The 17,739-nt window shown below is 35.4% G+C and carries 11 protein-coding genes; 9 read left to right on the top strand and 2 right to left on the bottom strand.

Going from position 1 to position 17,739, the window contains the following annotated elements:
* Positions 1-63: 63 nt before the first annotated feature.
* On the bottom strand, positions 64-2,412 hold the full coding sequence (locus tag IHE43_RS16315; RefSeq protein ID WP_192184883.1) for a mechanosensitive ion channel family protein: 2,349 nt from the start codon (positions 2,410-2,412) through the stop codon (positions 64-66).
* A 251-nt stretch (positions 2,413-2,663) separates the two neighbouring features.
* Between IHE43_RS16315 and IHE43_RS16310 the strand changes: the two genes are divergently transcribed.
* From IHE43_RS16310 to IHE43_RS16280, 7 genes are all read left to right on the top strand, one after another.
* Complete coding sequence (locus IHE43_RS16310) at positions 2,664-4,265, top strand: Na+/H+ antiporter (protein WP_192184882.1); 1,602 nt, start codon at positions 2,664-2,666, stop codon at positions 4,263-4,265.
* A gap of 191 nt (positions 4,266-4,456) precedes the next feature.
* Positions 4,457-5,494 carry a LacI family DNA-binding transcriptional regulator gene (locus tag IHE43_RS16305; protein ID WP_192184881.1) on the top strand — a complete coding sequence of 346 codons (1,038 nt, stop codon included), beginning with the start codon at positions 4,457-4,459 and terminating at the stop codon, positions 5,492-5,494.
* A gap of 627 nt (positions 5,495-6,121) precedes the next feature.
* Positions 6,122-9,286 (top strand): TonB-dependent receptor, encoded by a 3,165-nt coding sequence (locus IHE43_RS16300; protein WP_192184880.1) that lies wholly within the window; start codon positions 6,122-6,124, stop codon positions 9,284-9,286.
* 12 nt (positions 9,287-9,298) lie between these two features.
* Complete coding sequence (locus tag IHE43_RS16295; RefSeq protein WP_192184879.1) at positions 9,299-10,930, top strand: RagB/SusD family nutrient uptake outer membrane protein; 1,632 nt, start codon at positions 9,299-9,301, stop codon at positions 10,928-10,930.
* A gap of 37 nt (positions 10,931-10,967) precedes the next feature.
* Positions 10,968-12,338, top strand: a complete 1,371-nt coding sequence (locus IHE43_RS16290; protein ID WP_192184878.1) for a glycan-binding surface protein — start codon at positions 10,968-10,970, stop codon at positions 12,336-12,338.
* Positions 12,339-12,399: 61 nt separating this feature from the next.
* Positions 12,400-14,601 carry an endo-1,4-beta-xylanase gene (locus IHE43_RS16285; RefSeq protein ID WP_192184877.1) on the top strand — a complete coding sequence of 734 codons (2,202 nt, stop codon included), beginning with the start codon at positions 12,400-12,402 and terminating at the stop codon, positions 14,599-14,601.
* A gap of 94 nt (positions 14,602-14,695) precedes the next feature.
* Positions 14,696-16,324: a DUF5597 domain-containing protein gene (locus IHE43_RS16280; RefSeq protein WP_192184876.1), complete on the top strand. Its 1,629-nt coding sequence runs from the start codon at positions 14,696-14,698 to the stop codon at positions 16,322-16,324.
* Between the two features lie 79 nt (positions 16,325-16,403).
* Here the strand turns inward: IHE43_RS16280 and IHE43_RS16275 are convergent, their stop codons facing one another.
* Positions 16,404-16,658 carry a hypothetical protein gene (locus IHE43_RS16275; protein WP_192184875.1) on the bottom strand — a complete coding sequence of 85 codons (255 nt, stop codon included), beginning with the start codon at positions 16,656-16,658 and terminating at the stop codon, positions 16,404-16,406.
* A 324-nt stretch (positions 16,659-16,982) separates the two neighbouring features.
* Between IHE43_RS16275 and IHE43_RS16270 the strand changes: the two genes are divergently transcribed.
* Together IHE43_RS16270 and IHE43_RS16265 are read left to right on the top strand one after the other, a co-directional pair.
* A complete protein-coding gene (locus IHE43_RS16270) occupies positions 16,983-17,411 on the top strand; it encodes an SRPBCC domain-containing protein (RefSeq protein WP_192184874.1) in 429 nt (142 codons plus the stop codon).
* A gap of 1 nt (position 17,412) precedes the next feature.
* Entirely contained in the window at positions 17,413-17,739 is a 327-nt protein-coding gene (locus IHE43_RS16265; protein ID WP_192184873.1) for a helix-turn-helix transcriptional regulator, read from the top strand.

Raw genomic sequence — 17,739 nt, 5'->3', positions numbered from 1 at the left:
TTAAATACATGACAAATGAAAACGCCTCAATAGAGGCGTTTTTTTATGATTTATAGTGTCAGTCTAACTCGAAAAAGCCAATCCTTTACTTTTAAAATTACTAAATAAAACCTGACGAGCAGAACTAATAGTTTCCTCAGTACGGTAAATACTGCACCAGAATTTTACCAGAATTTTATATTTGCCGTCAGAAATCGAAATATAATAAATTTGGGAAGCTTTGTCGTTATTTACCGATGATAAACTGCTTAGAGATTCATTTATAATAGCATTAATTCCTTCGGGATCAATTTCTCCGGCTATTTCAATTGATACTTCAACTAGTTTAAAATTGTCCGTATACGTCCAGTTGGTGATGTTTTGAGATAGTAAATTTCCATTCGGAATAATGATCTCGGCACCATTTGGAGCATTGATTTTAGTGGTACGCAATCCCATTGATTTCACTCGGCCAGATTCAGAACTAATTTCGATGACATCCCCAATCTGAATCGGTTTATCAAAAATTAAAATCACACCCGATACAAAGTTATTTACAACATTCTGAAGTCCAAGTCCAACACCGACACCTAACGCGCCTAGCAAAATACTTAATTTATCCAAAGGCATTCCGGAAGCTGCAACGGCTAAAAGATAACCGCCGATTAATACAATCAGCCTTGTAATTAGTAATTTGGAATGTTGTCTTTTATTGACGTTTTCTTCATTTTCATCGTCAATTTCTCCAAAGAAGTAAGCGACATATTTTTGAAGCAGGTGAGCAATCCAAATAATAATAAAAAACAGCACAATGTTTCCTAAAGTAAACGTAATACTCCCTATAGTATTCGGATGGCTTAATAAATTTCCTAAAGAAGAACGAAGCGATTCCCAGATATTTAAATTGGAAGCAATGACCACCAGCCACATATAACTGATTACTATGATAAAAGGTTTTTTCAGCGTATCAGATAAACTTTCGTGATCAAAAATCTTTTCGAAACCGCGTTTAATTCGGGTCGTATAGATTTGCAGAATAATGATTTCTAAAATAATTTTCAGTAATACGCTTAATGCTACAATCTGCGTAAGCGAAATAAAAGCGGTTAAGCTCAGCATATTAGAAAGCGATACACGTCCAAACAAATTATAAAGTATTGACAAACCATTTAATCCGATAAAAATAATGCTGGCCCATTTAAAGAAACCTTTAATATACAGCTGATCTTTAAGCGTTTTGATTTGCACCAAACCATAACGGATTCCCAGAATGTTAATAATAATAAAGGCACTACGTTGTAAAAAACCAACTTCGATAAACAGGTCAAGGAAACAAAGCGTGAAGAACAATCCCAATAGAAACAGCCAGTTTTTCATGGAAACTTTGGACCATTTATTTTTAAAAAGTACCGTCAAAAACCCCAGTAATAAAAGCTGTAGCAATTCTAAAAATAAAGCAGGCGCATATAAGTTGCTGACAACGGCAATGTTGAGTCCGATTACTGCGGCCGGAATGATAACGCCTCTGTTTAAGTATTTAAAATTAAAGTCAGAAAGATTTTCAGCATATCCGTTTTCTTTAAGATATTTTATATTTCGTGAAATATACCAAGCCAGCAGTCCTATAAAAAAGAGTAAAGTGATTAAACCGCCTGTTCGATAGCTCAAATAATAAGCAGCAACGCTTTCTTCGATTACGATTTTGGCGCCGATATTTTGTTTTATAGCTTTTTTCGGAATCGATTCATTGAAATTCCATAAAAAAGGATATTCTTTATGAAGCATGCTGATTCCAGACTTCTCCAGATTATTTTCAACTGTTATCAAGGCATTGGAAACGGCAATTTTTCGTTGTACCGTAATTCTTTTTTTAGCATTTAGAACACTCTGATTTTTAGTCATCAGGCTGTCTGTACTGCGGTATTTTTTTCTAAGATTAGCGAATTCTCTTTTAAACTGTTTACGTCTAATGGTATCTTTTATTAATCCCATCAACGTTTTGTCCTTACGCAGTTCAATGAATCGGCCTTTAATTTTTTCGAGATTTTCGTTGCGTAAATTTATGGCAGCATTCTGCTCGTCCAATTGCGTCTGGATTTCCTGTAGAACCGTATGATACATTTGCTGGTTACGCACATTTGGATTGGCACCTTTTAGACTTGCCAAAATAAGGTCGAGTTTACTTTGGGTTCTTTTGATTTCACCAAATAAATGACGTGAAGCGCTATCAAAATCGGCATCATTATAAGCAGATTCCATTACTTCACCTGCTTTTTCAATAGCCATCAAATAGTCGCTGTCGGTGGTTGTCTCTTCAAATAATTTGGAGCGGCTTTCTTTTTTTGGAGCGGTTGTCTGCGAATAGGAGAGCGGTGCAAAAACTAATACAATTAATAAGGCGAATAAATAGAAAGGATTTCTTTTTTGAGACATAATTTAAGTAATGAATTGGGTTTCAAATTTAATTTTTTTTGAGCAACTTTTGGGGAAAATATCGAAATATTCTGATCTAAAAACACCCCAAAAAGATATTGTTTTTTGATTTATATGTTTTTTAAGAATGATTCTCAAATCTTTATATTGGGCAAAATTTATTTTTTCCAACTAAAAGTATATAGTTCATAAAATATTATATTAGTTCCCTAATCTAAGTATAAATCCAATAACGCATAAACGATCAGGAAATGGGAAATATCACGGTAATTATAATGTTACTATTTGGAGTTGCTTTTCTAAGTTTGTTAAGTAAAAAATATAATTTTCCAATTCCAATCGTCTTAGTGCTTTGCGGTGTTGTCATCAGTATTATTCCCGGACTTCCGGTAGTTTCCCTGAATCCTGAAGTTGTTTTTATCATTTTTTTACCTCCTCTTTTGTATCACGCTGCATGGTATACGAGTTGGTATGAATTTAAAAAAACGATTCGTCCAATTACGCTTGCAGCTGTTGGCTTAGTTTTGTTTACGACTGTTGCAGTTGCAATTGCAGCTCATTCACTTATAAACGATATGTCGTGGCCTTTGGCATTTTTGCTTGGTGCCATTGTTTCGCCTCCTGACGCGGTTTCGGCGACTTCAATAACAAAAGGTCTTGGTCTTCATCCTCGTCTTATTGCATTGCTTGAAGGCGAAAGCCTGCTCAATGATGCCAGCGGATTAGTAGCGTATAAATATGCGTTAGCAGCAATTCTCGCTGGAAATTTTGTGCTTTGGGAGGCCGGTTTAAATTTCTTTATTATGTCAACGCTTGGGATCGGTATTGGTTTAGTCGTAGGTTTTGTAATGAGTATTGTCCATAAAAAATTTGTGTGCGATGATATTATTGAAGCTACATTAACCCTTTTAACGCCTTTTGCTTCCTATTTAATAGCAGAACATTTCGAATGTTCCGGTGTGCTTGCTGTAGTAACAACCGGACTTTATCTTTCGGCACGATCAGGGAGTATTTTTACACATGAAAGCCGCATTATGGCAGTAACAATCTGGAGTATTCTGACGAATATTTTAAACGGTCTTATCTTCATATTAATTGGTTTACAGCTTCGTCATATTATTATCGGAATAAGCAATTATTCTGGCAGCTCTTTGTTTATATGGGGGGCGAGCATTAGTGCAGTTGTTATTTTGGTCCGTTTTCTATGGGTAATTCCGTCAACATTATTGCAGAAATATTTAAGTAAAAAAAACAAACAGAAAGAAGAGTTTGATTATAGAAACATGATCATTTTTGGATGGTCAGGAATGCGTGGCGTGGTTTCAATGGCGGCTGCTTTGGCATTACCATTAATGATGAATGAAAAAGAGGCATTTCCTTTACGGAATCTTATTATTTATCTGGTTTTTTGTGTCATCCTGTCGACATTGGTCATTCAGGGATTAACACTTCCGTGGCTTATCAAAAAATTAAAACTTCAGCCTTATTCTATATTAGCCGAAGAATATGAAATTAGAAATGTCATAGTTTCTGAGACAATTGCTCATATTGAAGATAATTTTTCACTGCTTAATGACGATTTGCTTCACAACATTAAAAGTAAATATGAAGTTAAGTTTAATCGTTTACAGAAAACAGAACTACCTGCTAATTTTTTCGGGAAAGGAAATATAATGGGTGGGCAGATTTTTAATGAGTTTACTAAACTTCAAATTGATTTATTGAATGTAGAGCGCGCAAAATTGGAGTTAATGCATAAAGAAGGGGTTGTTAATGAAGAAGTTTTTCGAAAAATAGAAAAAGAACTTGATCTGGAAGAGACCCGCTTGTGGATGGAAATGTATGAGGAATGAGAATTAGATAATTAGACAATTAGATAATTAGATAATTGGAATGTTGAACTGTTGAAATTTTGGAATGCAGGAGTGTTGGATTTTGCATCATTGGATTTAGATATTGAATAATTGGCAAAATGGAGATGTTAATTTATTGAAAATATAATGTTGTAAAATAACTTATATTTACATCTCTTATTATCTATTTTATGGAAGAAAATAAACATGTGACTATATATGATATTGCTGAGAAGTTAAATTTGGCAACCTCAACAATTTCAAGAGCTTTAAAGGATCATCATTCAATAAGTGATAAAACGATCAAAAAAGTTAAGAAGGCCGCAAAAGAAATGGGATTTGTGCCCAATACTCTTGCAGCAGGTTTGCGTGGCAATAAAACCAAAACAATTGGTGTTTTGATTCCAACAGTAACACAACCCTTTTTATCGTCTTTGATTAGTGGTATTGAGATTACAGCGCAAAAATCAGACTATTCTGTAATCATTATGCAATCGCATGACTCTTATCATGAAGAAGTCAATATGGCTAAATCCTTATATAGCAACCGTGTAAGTGGCGTTATTTGCTCACTGGCGATGGAAACCAGGGATACTTCGCATTTTCATCAATTTTCAAATAATAATATTCCGCTGGTTTTTGTCGACAGGGTTCCGAAAGATTATAATACTTTCAGGGTGGTTATCGACAATTATTCTGCGGGTTACAAAGCGACCAAACACCTTATAGAACAGGGTTGTCTTCGTATTGCTCATTTAACAGCCGGTTCAGAATTCGGTAACTTGTACAACGAAAGAAAAAGAGGTTACGTTGAAGCTTTAAGAGATCATAATTTACCGATAGATGAGGATTTAATTATCGATTTGAAAGCCGTGACTTATGAAGAAGGAGTAAAGGCAAGTAATAAACTATTTGATTTAAAACCAATTCCGGACGGACTTTTCGCTTCCGGAGATATAATTGCTGTAAGTGCGGTGCAGACAGCTAAAAAACGTGGCATTAAAGTACCTGAAGATATTGCTATTATCGGCTTTAATAATGACCCGATTTCCCAAATTATTGATCCAAATTTATCGACCATAACACATCCCGCAGAAAAAATGGGGAAAGCTGCTGCCGATATTATTATAAAGAACCTGAAATCAGCAAAAAATGAAGATGTTCAGGAAATCGCTTTCCTTAATACAGAAGTACTTATTCGCGAATCTTCTAATAGAAAAGAACCTTAATATTGTTGTGATGTTGTAATGTTTTAAATTAAATACTTAGGGTTTATTTTGGAATAAACAACAGGATATCCTATCCGCAATGATTTTTAATACTAAAAACTCCTTTCAAATGAATTTGAAGGGAGTTTTTTAGTTTTACAGGCAACCGATTGTCTTGCATGGCCTTAATTTTAGAGTTTATGATTCAAACCCACCATTTTTCTTCAAATCACGAAGACCTTAACTGGCATGGCAATCCCATCAATTCTTTTGTATGAATTATTTGAAATTTATTTTTTGAGAAGAAATTAAAAACTAAAAAAATATTTTAACAGACGGTTTTATGGTTTTTTTAAAGAAATCAAAGATCTTTCTTTTTATCTACAACGTTTTCGTAGTTTGAAATCACTATTTTGCCAATTATTTAATATTTTGTGATTAAAAATATAAATATGATTTTTTTAAACTCAATTTTTTGATAAATTAAAATAAAAAAATTAAACAACCGGTTGTGTGTTATTGTAATTTATATATATTTGTTTTTATAAAAGGGTAAATGCTGGTTCATTTTCAGAGAGAAATGAAAAGGCTATAAGCTTTTATAAAAACTAACTTAAACCATATATTAACTAATTAAACCAACCATTTATGACTAACTTTTTAATTACTAAAAGCAAATCAAAATACTTTAAGAATTTGGGTTTCATGATCCTGTTGTTTGTATTTTCTGCTTCGGTAAATGCTCAGACGACTGTATCAGGAACAGTTTCGGATAATAGCGGACCAATACCGGGTGTCAATATTATTGTAAAAGGAACAAATACTAGTGCAGCTACAAATTTTGATGGTACCTATTCAATTAAGACAACGCCAAATGCAGTTTTGGTTTTTAGCTTTATCGGCTATAGAACACAGGAAGTACCAGTAAGTAATAAAAGTCAGATTAATGTAACGCTTGAAGAAGATGTAAGTAGTTTAAAAGAAGTTGTAGTCGTAGGATACGGTACAATGAAAAGATCTGATTTAACAGGAGCAGTTTCTACTGTTACAAGTGCCGCCGTACAACAATCTGTTGCAACTACAATCGATCAGGTTTTGCAGGGACGTGCAGCGGGTGTACAAATTCAGTCAAATAGTGGTGCGCCAGGTTCAAGTTCTTCGATTCGTATTCGTGGTATCAGTTCCTTAAACGGATCAAACGAACCAATCTTTGTAATTGATGGTGTTATTATCGACGGATCTACAAGTTCTGTAAATACAAATCCGCTTGCGAATATCAATCCTGCAGATATCGTTTCGATGGATATTCTGAAAGATGCGTCAGCAACTGCTATTTATGGTTCAAGAGCTGCAAACGGAGTTATTATGATTACTACAAAACGTGGAAAAAAAGGAGATATGATCTTAAATTTTGACAGTTATGTAGGTTGGCAGGAAATACCAAAACATTTGGATTTATTAAATCTTAAAGAATATGGGACACTTAAAAACACACGTTCTGATTTAGGAATCGTGCAACGTGATAATTACTTTATCAGACCTGATTTATTGGGAGAAGGAACAGACTGGCAAAAAGAATTGTTTGACACCGCTTTGATGCAAAGCTATAATTTATCTGCTTCTGGTGGTTCAGACAATACCACTTATGCATTAGGAATTGGTTATTTAGATCAGGAAGGTATTGCTATCGGATCTGGATTTGATCGTTTCAATCTTAGGGGAGTTGTCGATTCTCAGGTAAAAAGCTTTTTAAAAGTTGGAGTGAATTTCGCTTTGAGCAAAACCAATCAAACTACTACAGTTCAGGACGATGCTTTAATCTTAACTGCTCTTAAACAAACGCCAAACGTTGCTGTTCGTAACGCTGATGGTACATTTGATGGTCCGGATACGAAAGAGTTTGTTCAAAACAATCCTATTGGTTTGGCTTCTATCAAAGACAATCATAATAAAAATTATGGAATGAGAGCCAATGCATATGCAGAGATTGGCTTTACAAAAGATCTTAAGTTCAAAACAACTTATTCGTTAGATTACGGCTTTGCAAACAATTATATCTTCAATCCATCTTATACTTTTGGAGCACTTGAAAACGAAGTCAGAGAAGGTTCAAGAACAAAATCGAATAGCGAATTCTGGAGTTGGAATAATATATTAACCTACGATAAAACTTTTGGTCTTCATAAACTAAATGTAATGGTAGGTCAGGAGATGCAGGAATCAAACTGGGAAAACCTCTATGGATACAGATCTGGATATCTGACAAATGGTGCTACAGATTTGAATGCAGGAGATGCTACAACGGCTAAAAATTCAAATGGAAGTAATACAAGTGCGCTTAGCTCTTATCTAAGCAGATTACAATATTCTTTCAATGATAAATATTTATTGACTGCTACAATCAGAAGAGACGGTTCTTCTAAATTTTACAAAGACAATCAATGGGGATGGTTTCCATCAGCGGCTTTGGCCTGGAAAGTCTCTAATGAAAATTTCTTAAAAGACAGTAAAGTAATCAGTAACATGAAATTACGTTTGGGTTGGGGTGAAGTTGGTAGTCAAAATGTACCCAACTACGCTTACACTTCAACTTACAATGCTTCTGCAACCAATTGGGGAACTGGATTATTGGCAGCAAATACAGCTAATAAAGATTTAAAATGGGAAACAACAAGTTCGAGCAATCTAGGTCTTGACATTAGTTTCCTGGATAACAGAATTGAGCTTGTTGCTGATGTTTACTACAAAAAAACAAATAATTTACTATTACAATTGCCACTTCCGGCGTATGTAGGGACAACTGGACAGGGATCAACTTCTGCTCCCTGGGTAAATATTGGTTCTCTTGAAAATAAAGGACTTGAACTTACCTTGAATACTTTAAATATGGACAGAAAAGACTTCACCTGGAGATCTAATTTTAATATGTCTATGAACAGAAGTAAAGTATTGGCACTTAATACAGAAACCGGAATCTTAAATAAATCGCTTCAGCAAGGTTCTGATGTAACAATTGTGACCCGTACAGCGGTAGATCAGGCAATTGGTCAGTTTTATGGATACAAAGTAATTGGACGTTTTGAAAAAGCTACTGATTTCTATTATAAAGATGCAGCCGGAACAGTGAAACCAACTGCTTTACCGGAAGGAATGGCAATAGGAGAAAACGGTGTATGGATTGGTGATTATATTTTTAAAGATATTAATAATGACGGTGTAATCAATGAGAAAGATCGTGATTATATTGGAAACCCAAATCCGGATATTACTTTCGGTTTTACCAATTCATTTACTTTCAAAGGATTCGATGTTAGTATTTTGCTAACAGGTTCTTATGGAAATGATGTCGCAAATTACCAAAGGCGCTGGTTAGAAAATCCTCGTGAAAACACGAATTTATTGTCATCAGCTTTAGGATATGCTCAATTAGGATTAATTGACCCAACGGGGCCAAATGATTATCGTAATGTACAAATTGTTGGTGGAGATCCTTATATGCCAAGAATTGCAGCTTCATCGGCAGCATCGGCTTCTAACTACCGTTTCAGCGACAGATTTATAGAAGATGCTTCTTATGTAAGAGTTAAGAATATCTCAATTGGTTACAATTTGCCAAAATCATTATACTCTAAATATGGTATCTCTAACATCAAAGTATATTCAAACGCTCAAAACGTATTAACATTCACGAAATACAAAGGTTACGATCCTGAGGTTGGATCTCTTAATCAGGATGCGTTGTTAACAGGTATCGATAACGGACGTTATCCTTCGGCAATGGTTACTACTCTTGGATTAAATGTTAATTTCTAATTTTTGCAAACTATGAAAACAAAAAATATATTTTACTCGGTTCTTATGATCGCATTGCCATTTGTCTGGACTAGTTGTAGTGATCTTTTAGAGGTTGAACCAAACGACCAGATTACTAAAGAGAACTTTTATAAAACCGAAGCCGATTTTCAGGCGGCGACAGGACCATTATACAATAAAGTCTGGTTCGATTTTAATGATAAATTTTATTATGGTTTGGGTGATGGGCGTGCTAATAATTTATACGCGCCGTTTTCTGATTATATTTATCCGTTTACTGACTTGTCTGAAACCGGATTAACAGGACCTTTGGTTTCGGCCTGGGGATCTTTGTACAATGTGGTGCAACAATCCAATAACGTAATTATTGGTATTTCTGAAAGCGAGGTTAATGCTGCTGTTAAAAATAAATATATAGCCGAAGCCCGTTTTATGAGAGGTACAGCATACTGGTATTTGGCTTCGCTTTGGGGAGATGTCATTATTACTACTGATCCAAGAGAATTGGTTAAAAATCCGATTGTGAATAAAAATCCGTTGAAAGATGTTTATGAATTTGCTATTCGTGATTTGGAATATGCTGCAAAATACCTTCCGGAAACGGCAGGTCAGGCAGGAAGATTGACAAAATACAGCGCTTACGGAATGTTATCTCGTGTGTACTTGTCATTTTCAGGAATAAGTGATAATCCGAACAGTACTACCAGAAAACAAGAATATCTTGACTTAGCTAAAAAAGCGGCTGAAAAAGTAATCAATTCCGGGCCTTACAAATTGTTGGCAAATTATGACGATTTATTTAAGATTGATAATAATAACAATACAGAATCTATGTTTGCCCTGCAATGGGTTCCAAACGGTGATTATGGTGTAACCAATACGCAGCAGGCTTATTTTGCATTGGGATCTGATATTACAGGAGATGATACCGGATGGGGTTATTGGACAAGAGCTTCTTATAATGTTTTACAGGAATATGAAACTAAAGATACGCGCCGTAAAGCAACCTGGATGGCGGATAATGATGTTTATCCTGAAATCAATAAATCGAATGGAGGATATACTGTTGATCACACCAATGATTTCCTTACCGTTAAAAAAGGAGTTGTTGGTTCTACAAAAGACAATGCAAAAACGTCTCGTATGAACTCAGGTTTAAATACGTATATGCTGCGTTTAGGTGAGGTGTATTTGAATTATGCAGAAGCAGCCTTAGGAAATAATGCTACAACTTCTGACGCTCTGGCTATTGCAGGAATAAACGCACTGCGTACCCGTGCAGGACTTGATCCTAAAGCAGTATTAACTTACCCTGATATCATTCATGAAAGAAGAGTAGAATTATGTATGGAAGGTCAGTATTGGTATGATTTGGTTAGAAGATCGTATTACAAACAACAAGAAGTAATAAATTATATTACAGGTCAGAATAGAGGAACTATAGTGCCAATTCTTTACGATAATGCAACTAATAAAGTAACAATCGATGCTACAAAAAGCAACAGTACCCGCTCAATAGGGGTAATCGATGCCACTATTTTTGTTATGCCTTATCCGGAATCTGAACTGGTTCAAAATCCTTTGTTAAGAGAAAACCCTGTTCCTTATGTTTTTACGGAAGAGAAAATAAAAGACTTGTTCTAATAGTATGAAAAATAATAATCTAAAAAGATTGATCAATATGAAGCAATATATATTAAATAAAAAATATTGGGCACCCATTGCGTTTTTGGGCATGATGTGCTGCGCATTGCTGTTTACCTCTTGCGATAATAGTGATTCGGCAAGTAAAACAATAGTAGTCAGCAAGGTGTTTCTGGAAGATGTAAATTCAGCTGTTCCGGATAGGGAAGTTAGTTTTGTACGATTGGGACAAACGATTAGAATTGAAGGATCGGGATTTACCGGACTTAAAAAAGTATACATCAACGGTTATTCAACTTATTTTAACGTCGTTTTTGTATCTGATAATTCGATAATCCTTTCTGTATCTGCTGATACACCAACCATAGAAGCAGATCCGGCTGACAGAAATACGATTCGTTTTGTAAATGACAATACTGAAACGGTATTCCCGTTCCAGATTCGTGCTTCAAGGCCAGCTATCAACGGTATTTCAAACACGATGCCTAATCCTGGTGAAAAAATTACGGTTGTTGGTTCTGGTTTAACTGAAATAAGTAAAGTCGTTTTTCCTGGAAATGTTGCCGTAACAAGCGGAATTACGTCAGATCCAGATGGGGAGTTTTTTACCGTTACAATGCCAAACGGTGTTTCAGATATTGGAGGTTCACTATTTGTTGAAGGTTCAAACGGAGGGGCCTATTCTCCGGCTTATTTTAACTTTAAAAAAGGTCTTCTATTGAATTTTGACGGAAGCGGATCTCATGGTTATTGGGGAACTTCAACAAGTATGATTCAACCAGCAGATTTAGAGTCAGCAGCAATAGGAGCTGGTACTGTCTCACAAGGGAAATATGTTGCGCATCGTCCGGCTCGTATTGCTTCTTTTGATGCTGCCAAAAACCGTTTGACAGAAGTTTGGACAGCAGGAAATGGCGTTGATAACTGGAGAGCACAATTAACACCTTATATTCCGGCAAATACGCCATTGGATAAAGTAGCATTTCAGTTTGATATTTATGTACCAAATGCCTGGAAAGATTCTGGATTCTTAAAAATATGTACGATCAATAATTTTAATGGAGGAGAATGGACAGGTGCAGTTTATAATTTCGTGCCTTGGATTGTCGACGGAAAATCGGTTGCTTTTCAAACTACCGGATGGACAACTGTTACGATTCCGCTAAACAAATTCTACGCTTGGTCTAAAGAAGCCTTTACTTTTGAAACTGTTCTGGCCTACCGCGAAGCTGCCACGTATCAAAACTTTGGTATTTATTTCGAAAATTCAGATATAAAACTGAAAGATGTTACAGGAACAGCGAGTGAAGTAGAATTTCCTTCAAAAGCAACTGCTGTAAAAGTGTATACAGACAATTGGAGAATCGTTTCATTAAACACACCAACTTATAATGATTTCCCTAACTAATATAAATCTGAAAAAGATTAATTAAAAGAGATAAATCATATAATTTAAAAAACAGAACAAGATGAAATACAAATATATAATCCCAATAATTGCTTCTTCATTAATGATTTTGTCATCATGTGATGATAATTTGATGGAATGGGAAAAAGATCCGGAACACGGTGTTGTAACCGGAGCAGAATTGCCTCTGGAACTGGTTGAAAAAATCAGCCGTTATGAACCATTGAAAACCTATACAAATTTTGTTTTAGGAAACGGAATTGGTGCTGATTTGTACATGAGTGATCCGGCATACAGAAAGTTAGTCAATGAAAATTTTGATGAAGTAACTCCGGGCTACGCCATGAAACACGGCGCAATGGTAAACGCAAAAGGGGAAATCAATTTTAAAACTATTGATGACTTTATTGCGGCTACAAAAGCAGCAGGCTTAAAAGTTTTCGGACACACTTTGGTTTGGCATTCCAACCAGAATGCAAGTTATTTAAATAGCATTATTGCACCAACGGTAATTCCGGGTTCAAGCGGAACCAATATTCTTGATGTTGCCGGTTTAAAAGCCGGAACATTTGCGAATTGGGCAAGAAATAACCCTGGAAAAGGAATTAGTATTGTTGCAAATGCGGGATTAACAAGTACTTCGCAAGCAATTCAATTAGCTTCAAGTGCTACATCAGCTCAGCCTTACAGTTTACAATTAACGGCACCAAACACTACCATTGTGGCAGGGCATAATTATGAAATTTCATTTTATATCAAGTCAGATGTAGCAGGTAAAGGACGTCTTTCTTTTGGTTCGACATTAACGAATCAATATCCATACAAAGACTGGTACAATACTGGAGGATCATGGGTTGAAGCTTTTGCAACATCATCACAATGGCAACAGGTTAAAATTAAACTGGCTCCTGGCGATTTTAAAGCCGGAAGCACTAATTTTCAATTTAATCTTGATTTAGGATACTTGCCAAATGTGACCTATTTGATTGATGTAAACACTATTGCGGTTGTAGATCTTGATGCTGCACCAACTGTAGTTAATATGCTGGCAAATGGAAAATTTGACGGAAATATTACAGGCTGGTCAAAATATAACGGAGCTACAGATGCTTTGAGTCTTGCTGCTGCTGCAAATGCTTATGAAGGTAGTGGTGCCATGAAAGTAGTAAACGCTGTTACCGATACAGGTAATCAATGGAAAACGCAGATTCATTCTGATTTTACTGCTCCTTTAACTGCAGGCACACAATATACAGTTTCGTATATGATTCGTTCAGAAGCCCCTGGTTCAGTTCGCTGTTCGACTACCGGAGGAACTGCTCAATATCAAGGCGATACAGCAACATCTACAACATGGAAGTTAGTTGAATGGAAAATTACAGCGTCAGGAACAGAAGCTGGTTTAAACTTTGACTTAGGCGGAGTGGCCGGAACGTATTATATTGATAATGTTGTGGTAACTACTGGTGCTGCAACCGGTGGACCAACTGCACCTATTACTATCGATAAAACAGCTGCTGAAAAAACAACAATCATTGGTAATGCAATGCAGGATTGGATTTCTAAAATGATGACGCACTATAAAACTAGCGTTTTTGCCTGGGATGTGGTTAATGAGCCAATGAAAGAAGACGGAACATTAAGAAACGGAACAGAAGGTGAAACCGCAACAGATCACTTTTCATGGGCAAAATATCTTGGGAAAGATTATGCCGTTACTGCATTTAAATTGGCTCGTCAGTACGGAAATACAACAGATAAACTTTTTATAAATGATTATAATCTCGAGTCAAGACTGGACAAGTGCGATGGTTTAATTGAATATGTGAAATATATTGAAAGTAAAGGCGGCACTGTTGATGGTATCGGAACTCAAATGCACATTTCATTGACTACGGATAGAGATAAAATGGTTCAGATGTTCCAAAAATTAGCTGCTACCGGAAAACTGATTAAAATTTCGGAGCTGGATATCCGATTAGGAACAAATGCCCCAACTGTAGCACAGCAAGCTTCTCAGGCTGAAATGTATCAGTATGTAATCGATATGTACAAAAAACATATTCCGGCAGCACAACAATATGGTATTACTATTTGGGGAGTTTCTGATAGTGTAAAAGAACACGAGTTCTGGTTGCCTGACGAATCTCCAAACCTTTGGGATGCTAATTACGTTCGTAAACATGCTTACAAAGGAACCGCTGATGGTCTTGCAGGAAAAGATGTTAGTAAAGACTTTTCAGGTGAACTAGTAAAAAAATAAAATCCTTTTGCCTTAATCCATATTATAAAATCACCCCTGGTTTTATAATATGGATTATTTATTTTGTTGAAATTTAATATTTAAAATAAAGAATATGTTTAGTTTTCTAAAAATAGGATTTTTTTCACTAGTGTTAATAGCCACGCAATTCAGCTTTAGCCAGGAAAAAATACCGCATCTTCAAAAAAAAGGAGATAAAACACAATTGATGGTTAACGAAAAACCTTTTCTTGTTTTGGGTGGTGAATTAGGCAATTCTTCGGCTACGACTATAGAAAGTATGGAGCCTATTTGGCCTAAACTAAAAGAGATGAATCTCAATACGGTATTAACGCCGGTTTATTGGGAATTGATTGAAAAGGAGGAAGGCAAATTTGATTTTGCATTGGTGGATGATTTAATCCTGCGTGCCCGAAAAGAAGATTTAAAATTAGTTTTTCTTTGGTTTGGATCCTGGAAAAACAGTATGTCCAGTCATGCGCCGGCCTGGATTAAATTAAATCAGAAGAAATATCCGAGAGTAAAAGAGGATAAAAATAAAAGTCATGAAATACTAACGCCTTTCAGTGAAAACAATCTAAAAGCAGACCTAACTGCTTTTCAGAAATTGATGGCTCATATTAAAGATTTTGATCAAAAAGAGCAGACTGTTATCATGATTCAGGTTGAAAATGAAATCGGAATGCTGCCAACAGCCCGAGATTATAGTCCGCAGGCAAATGAAGCTTTTAATAAAGAAGTACCTGCAGAATTATTGCAATACATGCAAAAGAATAAGCAGCATCTGGTTCCTGAATTTTTAGAACTCTGGAAGAAAAATGGCTTTAAAACAAAAGGGAATTGGGAAACCATTTTTGGAAAAAGTCTTCAAACAGATGAGGTTTTTATGGCCTGGTATTTTTCTAAATTCACTAATGCAGTTACTAAAGCCGGAAAAGACAGTTATGCCATTCCGATGTTTATAAATGCTGCTTTAAATGCCCCCGAAAAGAAACCGGGAGAATACCCAAGTGCCGGACCTTTGCCGCATCTTATGGATGTTTGGAAAGCTGCTGGAAATTCAATTGATTTTCTATCGCCTGATTTTTATAATCCAATGTTTAAACATTGGAACGATTTATTTATCCGTCAGGGCGATCCGTTGTTTATTCCGGAACATAAATTCGATAAAACAGCACCTTTTAAAGGATTGTATGCCATTGGTCATTATGAAGCAATTGGTTTTTCGCCTTTTTCAATTGAATCTGTAACCGATGCCAAAAAAGAACCTCTTGGAAAAATATATGATTTAGTCAGACAATTAACACCTGTGATCGAAGCCAATAAAGGATTGGGAAAAATGGATGGAGTTTTATTGGATAAGGAAAATCAGTCACAAATCATTCAATTAGGGAATTACGAATTTACATTTAAACACGATTATACCTTAAATTGGTCTGATGGGGCCAAAGAAGAAATCTGGCCTGTGACAAGTGCTATTATAATCGAAATTACACCTGACGAATTCTATATTGCCGGTTCCGGAATTGTGGTTACTTTTAAGCCATTAAAAGATAAATCGCTTAATGCCGGAATCTTAAAAGTCGATCAGGGAACTTTCGAGAATAATGGTTGGAAAACTTTAAGGCATTTCAACGGCGATCAGACCCATCAGGGAAGACATGTGAGAATCGCAGTTGATGATTACGAAATTCAGAAATTGAAATTATATACTTATGAGTGATTCTTTACTGTAGCAATAGTAAAAAAATACCTGATATTTTTTAGGTACTTTTTTATTGTTGTAGAATGTAATTATGCTCTTAAATTGAATTTGAAAACTGACTTTCGATAATATATTTTACATGAGTAATAAAAACATCTGTAATTTTAATTTCTTGTTTGATAGAAGCATCATAATCTGTTAATTTAAACTGATGAACTATATCTTTTTTCAAATATTTTATGATAGATTCAAGACTACGAGTATCATTTTCCTGTTGTTTTTTTAATTCTCGTTGTTTGCTTTCCAGATACTGTAAACTCTTTTTTAATCTTTGAAGCTCTAATTTTTCCAATCTTTATGCTTTATAAAATTTGATTAAACAAAACGATAACCCGGAAGGCCATTAAACTCAATATGCTCCAAAAACTTCTCCATTTGAATTTAAGCCATTCCAGAGTACCGCTTATTGATACATACGTACAATTTGAGGTTTTGGTTTTGTTAAATTTTATAGAATTTTTAAAAAATGTTACAAAATTACCATGTCAATGTATTAAATTGTTGATAATGTGTTTGTTGGTGTTTTTAAAAGAAAAAAATATTCTTTATTTTTTAGAAAACAATTGCGTAACTCAAAAGTTACTTATATATTTGTGTAACTTAAAAGTTACTTATTATGGAAAGAAGCATCAAACATCAGTATTTTTTTGCCCATTCCCCTGAAAAGGTTTGGCAATACCTAACCAACTCCGACTTAATGGCGCTTTGGTTAATGAAAAATAATTTTCAACCAATAGTGGGTACCGACTTTCAATTTAGAATCAACCCAATCCCGGATTTGAATTTCGATGGTATTTTTTATTGTACCGTTTTAGAAATTGAGCCGTATAAAAAATTGTCCTATTCCTGGAAAAGCGGACCGGGGGATGAGAAGATCACGCTTGAATCGGTTGTGATTTGGAAATTAGAGCCAACAGAAAAAGGCACACAGGTCTACTTAGAACATAACGGATTTGACAAAGACGAAAACCTTGATTTTTTCAATGGTTTAAACCATGGCTGGTTAGAGAAATTCGAAAAAATAAACAACTTATTAAACCCATAAAATGGCAACACCAGCTCTTGATGTATTTCAGGTCATTGGAGACCCAAGCAGAAGGAAAATGCTTTCCCTGCTTTGCGAAGACCGCCTGACAATTAATTCGCTCGCCGATCATTTCGACATGAGCCGTCCTGCGGTTTCCAAACATATAAAGATTTTGCATAATGCAGGCTTTATCTCCATAGAAGACAGCGGGCGTGAACGTTATTGCAGCCTTAAAAAAGACGGCTTTGATGAACTAAAAACATGGATTTCCTTCTTCGATGAGTTCTGGGGAGCGAAATTGAAGAAATTGGATTCTTTGATGGGGGATGGGAAGCTATTAGATTGA

It is taken from the genome of Flavobacterium sp. MDT1-60, from assembly GCF_014844035.1.
GTDB lineage: Bacteria > Bacteroidota > Bacteroidia > Flavobacteriales > Flavobacteriaceae > Flavobacterium.
This window is presented reverse-complemented; position numbering and strand designations above follow the sequence as displayed.

Bases quoted from the DNA above. Each gene is read 5' to 3' on its own strand.
- IHE43_RS16290 (WP_192184878.1), top strand. From the start codon at position 10,968: ATGAAGCAATATATATTAAATAAAAAATATTGGGCACCCATTGCGTTT.
- IHE43_RS16285 (WP_192184877.1), top strand. From the start codon at position 12,400: ATGAAATACAAATATATAATCCCAATAATTGCTTCTTCATTAATGATT.
- IHE43_RS16310 (WP_192184882.1), top strand. From the start codon at position 2,664: ATGGGAAATATCACGGTAATTATAATGTTACTATTTGGAGTTGCTTTT.
- IHE43_RS16315 (WP_192184883.1), bottom strand. From the start codon at position 2,412: ATGTCTCAAAAAAGAAATCCTTTCTATTTATTCGCCTTATTAATTGTA.
- IHE43_RS16280 (WP_192184876.1), top strand. From the start codon at position 14,696: ATGTTTAGTTTTCTAAAAATAGGATTTTTTTCACTAGTGTTAATAGCC.
- IHE43_RS16270 (WP_192184874.1), top strand. From the start codon at position 16,983: ATGGAAAGAAGCATCAAACATCAGTATTTTTTTGCCCATTCCCCTGAA.
- IHE43_RS16265 (WP_192184873.1), top strand. From the start codon at position 17,413: ATGGCAACACCAGCTCTTGATGTATTTCAGGTCATTGGAGACCCAAGC.
- IHE43_RS16305 (WP_192184881.1), top strand. From the start codon at position 4,457: ATGGAAGAAAATAAACATGTGACTATATATGATATTGCTGAGAAGTTA.
- IHE43_RS16295 (WP_192184879.1), top strand. From the start codon at position 9,299: ATGAAAACAAAAAATATATTTTACTCGGTTCTTATGATCGCATTGCCA.
- IHE43_RS16300 (WP_192184880.1), top strand. From the start codon at position 6,122: ATGACTAACTTTTTAATTACTAAAAGCAAATCAAAATACTTTAAGAAT.